The sequence below is a fragment of the Amycolatopsis sp. DG1A-15b genome (assembly GCF_030285645.1).
Lineage (GTDB): Bacteria > Actinomycetota > Actinomycetes > Mycobacteriales > Pseudonocardiaceae > Amycolatopsis.
In genome coordinates, this window is record NZ_CP127296.1 from 8,075,068 (window position 1) to 8,082,844 (window position 7,777).

Annotated in this window: 7 protein-coding genes; 4 read left to right on the top strand and 3 right to left on the bottom strand. The window is 69.8% G+C overall.

The features are described from left to right. Positions 1-62: 62 nt before the first annotated feature. Together leuS and QRY02_RS37375 are read right to left on the bottom strand one after the other, a co-directional pair. Positions 63-2,903, bottom strand: coding sequence for a leucine--tRNA ligase (gene leuS, locus QRY02_RS37370; RefSeq protein ID WP_285987473.1), 2,841 nt, complete (start codon positions 2,901-2,903; stop codon positions 63-65). 153 nt (positions 2,904-3,056) lie between these two features. Continuing rightward, the gene (locus tag QRY02_RS37375; RefSeq protein WP_285987474.1) at positions 3,057-4,217 is read right to left on the bottom strand and encodes an esterase-like activity of phytase family protein; all 1,161 of its coding nucleotides are present in this window, start codon (positions 4,215-4,217) and stop codon (positions 3,057-3,059) included. A gap of 66 nt (positions 4,218-4,283) precedes the next feature. Here QRY02_RS37375 and QRY02_RS37380 point away from each other — a divergent pair, with 66 nt between their 5' ends. Further along, positions 4,284-4,703, top strand: a complete 420-nt coding sequence (locus QRY02_RS37380; protein WP_285987475.1) for an SdpI family protein — start codon at positions 4,284-4,286, stop codon at positions 4,701-4,703. Here the strand turns inward: QRY02_RS37380 and QRY02_RS37385 are convergent. After that, positions 4,700-5,350 (bottom strand): YqgE/AlgH family protein, encoded by a 651-nt coding sequence (locus QRY02_RS37385; RefSeq protein ID WP_285987476.1) that lies wholly within the window; start codon positions 5,348-5,350, stop codon positions 4,700-4,702. The two genes, QRY02_RS37380 and QRY02_RS37385, sit on opposite strands and share 4 nt — an antisense overlap. 160 nt (positions 5,351-5,510) lie before the next feature. On the opposite strand from QRY02_RS37385, the gene QRY02_RS37390 reads away from it, so the two are divergent. The 3 genes from QRY02_RS37390 (at position 5,511) to QRY02_RS37400 (ending at position 7,775) form a co-directional block, all read left to right on the top strand. Continuing rightward, positions 5,511-6,776, top strand: coding sequence for an MFS transporter (locus tag QRY02_RS37390; RefSeq protein WP_502874294.1), 1,266 nt, complete (start codon positions 5,511-5,513; stop codon positions 6,774-6,776). A gap of 142 nt (positions 6,777-6,918) precedes the next feature. Continuing rightward, complete coding sequence (locus tag QRY02_RS37395) at positions 6,919-7,452, top strand: YbaB/EbfC family nucleoid-associated protein (protein ID WP_285987478.1); 534 nt, start codon at positions 6,919-6,921, stop codon at positions 7,450-7,452. Continuing rightward, positions 7,452-7,775, top strand: coding sequence for a WXG100 family type VII secretion target (locus QRY02_RS37400; RefSeq protein ID WP_285987479.1), 324 nt, complete (start codon positions 7,452-7,454; stop codon positions 7,773-7,775). Before QRY02_RS37395 ends, QRY02_RS37400 begins: the two co-directional genes overlap by 1 nt. Positions 7,776-7,777: the final 2 nt, after the last annotated feature.

Here is a 7,777-nt window from a genome sequence, read left to right on the forward strand (position 1 = left end):
TCCTTGACCGTTCAATCAAATCGGGGATGACCGCCGACTACTGGCGTCTTTCCGCCCTCGCGTTAGAGGACGATGTTGACCAGCCGGCCGGGCACCACGATCACCTTGCGCGGCGAGCCGTCGCCGACCATCGCCGCGACCTTCTCGTCCGCCAGTGCCGCCGCCTGGACCTCGTCGGACGACGCGGAGGCCGGGACCGTCACCCGGGACCGGACCTTGCCGTTGACCTGGATCGGGTACTCGACCGCGTCCTCGACCAGGTACTTCTCGTCCACCACCGGGAAGGGGCCCTGCACCAGCGAATCCACGTGGCCCAGCCGGCGCCACAGCTCCTCGGCCAGGTGCGGGGCCAGCGGCGCCAGCATCAGCACCAACGGCTCGGCCAGCTCACGCGGCGTCGAAGCGGCCCCGCCGTACACCTTGGTGACGTGGTTGTTCAGCTCGATCAGCTTCGCGCCGGCGGTGTTGAACCGCATCTCCGCGTAGTCCTCGCGGACGCCCGCGATGGTCTTGTGCAGCACCTTGCGGTCCGCCTCCGAAGCGTCCTCAGTGGACACCCGCAGCTCGCCGGTCGTCTCGTCGACGACCAGGCGCCACAGCCGCTGCAGGAACCGGTGCGCGCCGACGACGTCCTTGGTCGCCCAGGGGCGCGACATGGCCAGCGGGCCCATCGCCATCTCGTAGAACCGGAACGTGTCGGCGCCGTAGTTCTCGGCCATCTCGTCCGGCGTGACGACGTTCTTCAGGCTCTTGCCCATCTTGCCGTACTCCTGGGTGACCTCTTCGCCGTCGAAGAAGTACTTCCCGTCGCGCTCCTCGACCTGCTCGGCCGGGACGTACACGCCGCGCGCGTCCGTGTACGCGTACGCCTCGATGTAGCCCTGGTTGAACAGCTTCCGGTACGGCTCCTTGGACGTCACGTGGCCCAGGTCGAACAGCACCTTGTGCCAGAACCGCGAGTACAGCAGGTGCAGCACCGCGTGCTCCACGCCGCCGACGTACAGGTCCACGCCGCCGGTGTCGTCCGCGCCGTACTCGCCCGGCCGCGGCCCCATCCAGTACTGCTCGTTTTCCGGCGCGCAGAACGTCTCCGGGTTCGTCGGGTCCACGTAGCGCAGCTGGTACCAGCACGAACCCGCCCAGTTCGGCATCGTGTTGATGTCGCGGCGGTAGGTCTTCGGGCCGTCGCCCAGGTCCAGCTCGACCTCGACCCAGTCGGTCGCGCGGGCCAGCGGCGACGACGGCATCGAGTCGCGGTCCTCGGGGTCGAACGTCACCGGCGAGTAGTCGGCGACCTCGGGCAGCTCGATCGGCAGCATCGACTCCGGAACGGCGTGGACTTCGCCGTCCTCGTCGTAGACCACCGGGAACGGCTCGCCCCAGTAGCGCTGGCGCGAGAACAGCCAGTCGCGCAGCTTGTACTGGACGGTCCCGGTGCCGGCGCCCTTTTCGGCCAGCCAGTCGATGATCGTCTTCTTGGCCTCGGCGACGTCCATGCCGTCCAGGAAGCTCGAGTTGATCGCCGGGCCGTCACCCGTGTACGCCTTGCCGTCGAACCCTTCGGACGGCTGCACGGTCCGGATGATCTCCAGGCCGAACTTCTCGGCGAACTCCCAGTCGCGGACGTCCTGGCCGGGGACGGCCATGATCGCGCCGGTGCCGTAGCCCATCAGCACGTAGTCGGCGACGAAGATCGGGATCTGCTTGTCGTTGACCGGGTTCGTCGCGTACGCGCCGGTGAAGACGCCGGTCTTCTCCTTGTTCTCCTGCCGGTCCAGCTCGGACTTCCGCGACGCGGCGACGCGGTACTCCTTGATCGCCTCGGCGGGCGTCGCCGCACCACCGGTCCACCGGGAGTCCACGTCGGCGGGCCACTCGGCCGCGGTCAGCTTGTCGACCAGCGGGTGCTCCGGCGCCAGCACCATGTAGGTGGCGCCGAACAGGGTGTCCGGCCGGGTCGTGAAGACCTCGATGCCGTCGTCACCGGAGGAGAACGTGACGCGGGCGCCGTGCGAGCGGCCGATCCAGTTCCGCTGCATGGACTTGACCTTCTCCGGCCAGTCCAGCAGGTCCAGGTCGTCGACCAGGCGATCGGCGTACGCGGTGATCCGCATCATCCACTGCCGCAGGTTGCGGCGGAAGACGGGGAAGTTGCCGCGCTCGCTGCGGCCGTCGGCGGTGACCTCTTCGTTCGACAGAACGGTGCCCAGGCCCGGGCACCAGTTGACCGGCGCTTCGGACATGTACACCAGCCGGTTGTCGTCGATCACCCTCTTCCGCTCGGACGCGCTCAGCGCGGCCCAGTCACGGCCGTCCGGCGTCGGACGCGAGCCGTCCGCGAACGCGGCCTCCAGCTCGGCGATCGGGCGCGCCTTGCCCGCGTCCGTGTCGTACCAGCTGTTGAAGATCTGCAGGAAGATCCACTGCGTCCAGCGGTAGTACTCGGGGTCGATCGTGGAGATGCGCCGGCGTTCGTCGTGGCCCAGGCCCAGGCGCCGGATCTGGCGCAGGTAGGTCCGGATGTTCTCCTCGGTCGTCTTGCGCGGGTGCTGCCCGGTCTGGACCGCGTACTGCTCGGCCGGCAGGCCGAACGCGTCGAAGCCCATCGTGTGCAGCACGTTGCGCCCGATCATCCGGTGGTACCGGGCGAAGACGTCGGTGCTGATGAAGCCCAGCGGGTGCCCGACGTGCAGGCCGGAGCCCGACGGGTACGGGAACATGTCCTGGACGAACAGCTTGTCGCTGGGCACCGGCTGCCCCTCGACGGCGAGCGGCCCGACGGGGTTGGGCGCGTGGAAGGTGCCCTGGTCGGCCCAGTGGTCCTGCCAGCGCTGCTCGATCTGACCCGCCAGCGCGGCCGTGTAGCGGTGCGCCGGGACGTCAGTCCCTGTCGCCTCAGTCATGCCGTCTTCCTTCGTCGGAGCTGGTCCAGAAACAACTCGACCCCTCAGCCACCAGGGCATGAGGGGTCGCCGCGCCGGCCAGGCCGGGCCTGGTCAGCGCGGCAGGCTAAGGAGCAGCCGAGCCGCGTTCATACGTTCATCTTAACTTGCTGGTCAAAGCCGTTCCGCGGGGACCGCCAGTGCGACGAACTGGGTGACCTGGGTCGCGGAGAAGTTGTTGTCGCTGACCAAGATCAAGCTGCGCTCGCCGTTCGGCAGCTTCGGCCCCCAGGTCATGCCCTCGAGGTTGTCTACTGTGGACAGGCCGAGGTCGGCCGCGTCGAAGAGGAACCGCTTCTTCACCGGCTTGACGTGCTTCGCGTCGGCGAGGGACTTCACGTTCAGGACGTTCGTCGCGCCCGTCGTGTCGATCTCGTAGACGCGCACCTTGTTGCCGACGCCGGTGCTGAACGAACGCTCCATCATCAGGAATTTCGCCGGGTCGGCCTGGTCGACGGCCAGCATCGAGGAGACGCCGGTCGTGGCGAACGCCGTCGACGGCACGGGCGCGGCGAACAGCGGCTCCTGCGGGTAGGCGTACTGGGCGAGGACCGGCCCGAAGCGCGACTGCAGGGTGATCCGCGACAGCGCGCCGGTGGTCGTGGTCGGTTCGGGGCCGTCCTGCAGCAGCGGCCCTTCGACCTCGCTGGCCAGCAGCGAGCCGAAACCGGTGAACGTGATGCCCTCGAGCACCAGGTTCTGCCGCGGGCCCGCCGTCGGCGTCATCTTTTCGTTGGCGGGGATCGGCAGGTCACGGACGTATTCGCCGGTGCGGCGCGCCTCGCGGATCGACGGGTCGATCAGCGTCGTCGCCGTCCGCTCGCCTTCCTGCGACCAGTAGTAGTCGCCGGTCCACGGGTCGACGCGCAGTTCTTCGGGGTCGATCGTCTGCTCGTTCTGCGGCTTCGACGGGTCGTTCTGCGCGAGCGGCGGGTACGGCGTGCCGTCCGGGCGCAAGAGCGGCTTCGTGCCGGTGAAGGTGACCGGGCCGACGCCGTTCGCCGACACCGGGAACGTCGCCGTGTAGAACCGGGCGGGGTTGATCGCCGACCGGTCGTCGCAGATCAGCGCGTAGCCGCCGGTCCGCGGGTCGTAGTCGATGCTGGACAGGCCGCCGACCGTCGTGCCCTGGAACTGCAGGGCGTTCGGGACGATCTGCTCGCCGAGCAGCCGGATCGGCCGCTGGTGACTCTCGGTCGCCTCGGCCGGCGCGGCGGCGAGGATTCCCCCGATCAGGGCGGCGGTCAGGACGGTGGGCAGTACACGCGGTGACATGGCCTGTAGCACAGTCGATCAGGGTATCCGGCAGGTTGCCGGGACGTCACGCTTATCCTTGACCCCGTGTTCGCTATCGCGCTGGTTCCGATCGTGCTGGGTCTGCTTGTCGGCTTTGGTGGATTTCTCGGTTTCCGCGAGCGCTTGACGCGCGAGGGCGGCACCGGAGTGCGCACCGAAGCGGCGTTGCGCAGCGAAGAAGCGTTCAAGCTGGCCAACCGCGTCGCGGGCCTGCCGACCATGGCCGGGGGCGCGATCGCCGTGCTCACCGGGCTGGCCGGGCTGGCCATGCCGACGACCGGCGGCCTGATCTCCGCCGCGCTCGCGGGCGTGCTCGCGATGCTGGTGCTGGTCATGGGTGGCGGGGTGCTCGGCAACCGGGCCGCGCTGACCGTGCCCGCCCCGGCTCCGGCGGCGCCGGCCGGCTGCAGCGGCTGCGCGTGCGGCGCCGGCGGCTGCGGTGTCTTCAAGAAGGAAGAGGCCTAGTTCCGCTGGAGGTCGCCCGGATGGGTGGCCAGCAGCGCGAGCGGGATGCCCTGCCGGCGCAGGACCTGGCTCCACAGGTCGCCGTCCGGTGAGGCCAGGATGTCGCTCGGCAACGCGGGCACGATGACCCAGTCGTCACGCTCGATCTCGCCGGCCAGCTGACCGGAGTCCCAGCCCGCGTAGCCGGCGAACACGCGCACCCCGCGAACCTTCGGCACCAGCGCCTCGGGATCGGTGTCCAGGTCCACCAGCGCGACCGGCCCGCGGACCGCGATCACCCCCGGCACGCTCGCCGCCGTCTCGCCGGTACGCAGCGCGGCCAGGCACAACGCGGTCTTCTTCTCGACCGGCCCGCCGACGAACACCGCCTGCGGCTCGGCGACGTGCCCGCCCCAGTTCGGCAGCACGTCGTGCACGGCGACATCACTCGGCCGGTTCAAGACCACGCCGAGCGTGCCCTCTTCGCGATGATCGATGACGAACACCACGGTCCGCCGGAAGTTGGGGTCGACCATCGTGGGGGCGGCGACCAGGAGCGTTCCCGGTTCAACCTCGGCGTCCGCTGGCACAGACCCATGATCCCACCCTTGGCCCGGCGAATGACTTCGGCTCGGGAACAATCGCCCCAACAGCCTCGTTTGAAACATGTGGCCGGTGCACTCCGTGTCCCCCGGGCTCACTGAAGAACCGCCTTTGTGGAATACCGTCCGGCTGGAGCCACACTGCGCATAGCCGCCGAGAGGCGACCTCAGTGCGCCGGCCACCCTCTACTCTGGCTTCGTGACGATCAGCGCCCGGACGGCGACAGTGCGAAAAGGCCCTCGGGAGCTACTCAAGGACCCGGACTTCCGGCGTCTCCTCTTCACGCGCTTCGCCGCCAGCTGGGGTGACGGCGTCTTCCGTGCCGGGCTCGCGGGCGCCGTCCTCTTCAATCCCGAACGCGCCGCCGACCCGCTGGCCATCGCCGGCGGATTCGCTGCCCTGCTGCTGCCGTACTCGGTCGTCGGCCCCTTCGCCGGTGCCCTGCTGGACCGCTGGGACCGTCGTCGCGTCCTGATCTTCGCGAACCTCCTGCGCGGGCTGGCGATCGTCTGCGCGTCCGCCGCGGTCGGGCTCGGCTTCGGCGGCATCGGCCTGTTTTCGCTGGCCCTGGCCGCGGAAGGCATCTCACGCTTCATCGGCTCGGGGCTCTCGGCGTCACTGCCGCACGTCGTGGAGGAAGAGAGCGTCGTGACGGCGAACGCCTTCGCCACGACGCTCGGCTCGGTGGTCGCCGTCATCGGCGGTGGTTGCGCGATCGGGTTGCGGGCGCTGTTCGGCAGCAACGACATCGGATCGGCCGAGACAACCGTGTTCGCCGTCCTCGGCACCTTGGTCTCGGCGTTCATCGCGCGCGGCTTCGCCCGGGGCGTGCTCGGGCCGACGGTGGTGGACGAGCCGCCGAACCCGATGCTGGCCGTCGCCCGGGGGCTGGCGGACGGTGCCCGGCACGCGTGGCGCGCGCCCAGCGTCACCGCCGGGTTCATCGCGCTGTTCGCGCACCGGGCGTCGTTCGGGGTATCGCTGCTGGTCACCGTGCTGCTGATGCGCAACTACTTCACCGACCACGGCGTCTTGCGCGCCGGCCTGCCCGGGCTGGGGCAGATGGCGGTGCTCGCCGGAGCCGGGCTGCTGCTCGCGGGCCTGCTGACCGCGCGGCTGATCCGCCGGTTCGGCCGGCTGCGCGCGGTGCTCGGTTCGCTGCTGCTCGCCGCGATCGCGCAGTCCGCGCTGGGCCTGCCCATGGTGCTGCCGCTCGCGCTGGCCGCGTCGTTCGTGATCACCGGCGCGGGACAGGTGCTCAAGCTCTGCGTCGACTCGTCGATCCAGCTCGACGTCGCCGACGAAGCCCGCGGCCGGGTGTTCGCGCTGTACGACACGCTGTTCAACATCACGCAGGTGGCGGCGGTTTCGCTGGGCGCGCTGGTCGTGCCGGACGACGGTCGCTCGCCGGGCCTGCTCATCGCCGCGACGGCCTGCTACCTCGTCGGCGGAGCGGGGTACGTGCTCGCCCGGCGGCGTGCGATTCGCTGACGCAAACACCCGAACCGGTCACGGTCACTGCTCCATTGGCATTAGGGTGACGGCAAGTCATTAGTAGGTTCGAGGGACACCGGGGGCACCTGTGACCACCGCGGGCGACGACCGTGCACGGCTCGAAGCACGGAATGCCGCGATGAAGGACCAGATGGACACCCTCCTGGAGAACTTCGAGCGGCAGACAGCGCAGCTGCGTGACGCCCAGACCGCGGCCGCCGAAACCACCGCCCAGGTCAGTTCCCCCGACGGGCTGGTCCGCGCCACCATCGACGCCGGCGGCAGCCTCGCGAAACTCGAATTCGCCCCGAACACCTTCGAGCGCACGACGCCCGCGCAGCTCGCGAACACCGTCCAGTCGCTGGTGCGCCAGGGATCGATGCAGGTAAAGCAGAAGATCGCGGCCCTGATGGCGCCGATCACCGAGGGCCTGCCCGACCTCGCCGACCTGGTCGACGGCGCGCCGTCGCTGGCCGGCCTGGTACCGCCGATCCCGGACTTCGTCGTGGAAGAAGCGCCGGCCCCGCGACCGGAGTCGTTCGAGGACGGCGGGTCGATCCTGCGCAACGAGCAGCCGCCGGTCCCCGCGCCCAAGCCGGCCCCCAAGCGCGTCCGCCCGCCGCGTGACGAGGACGACGAGCCACCGTCGTCCTGGATGACGAGGGGCGACTGATGCCGGATGGGGGTTCCGGGTTCACCGCGGAGCCGGACGCGGTCCTGCGCGCGTCGAACGGCCTGGTGACGGCGGCCGACGCGCTCGACAACGCGGCGAAAGCACTGCAATCCGCCCTCGCGGCGCAGGGTGAGTGCTGGGGCGGCGATGACTCCGGCAAGGAGTTCGCCAAGGACTACGTGCCGGGCGCGCAGGGCGCCGTCGAAGGCTTCACCAACCTCGTGGCGGGGTTGCGGGGGATGCAGCAGAACGTCGCCAAGTCGATGAATGCCCTTTCGGGCGCCGACGAAGACGTGACGTCGCAGCTCGGCAAGGGGCAATGACG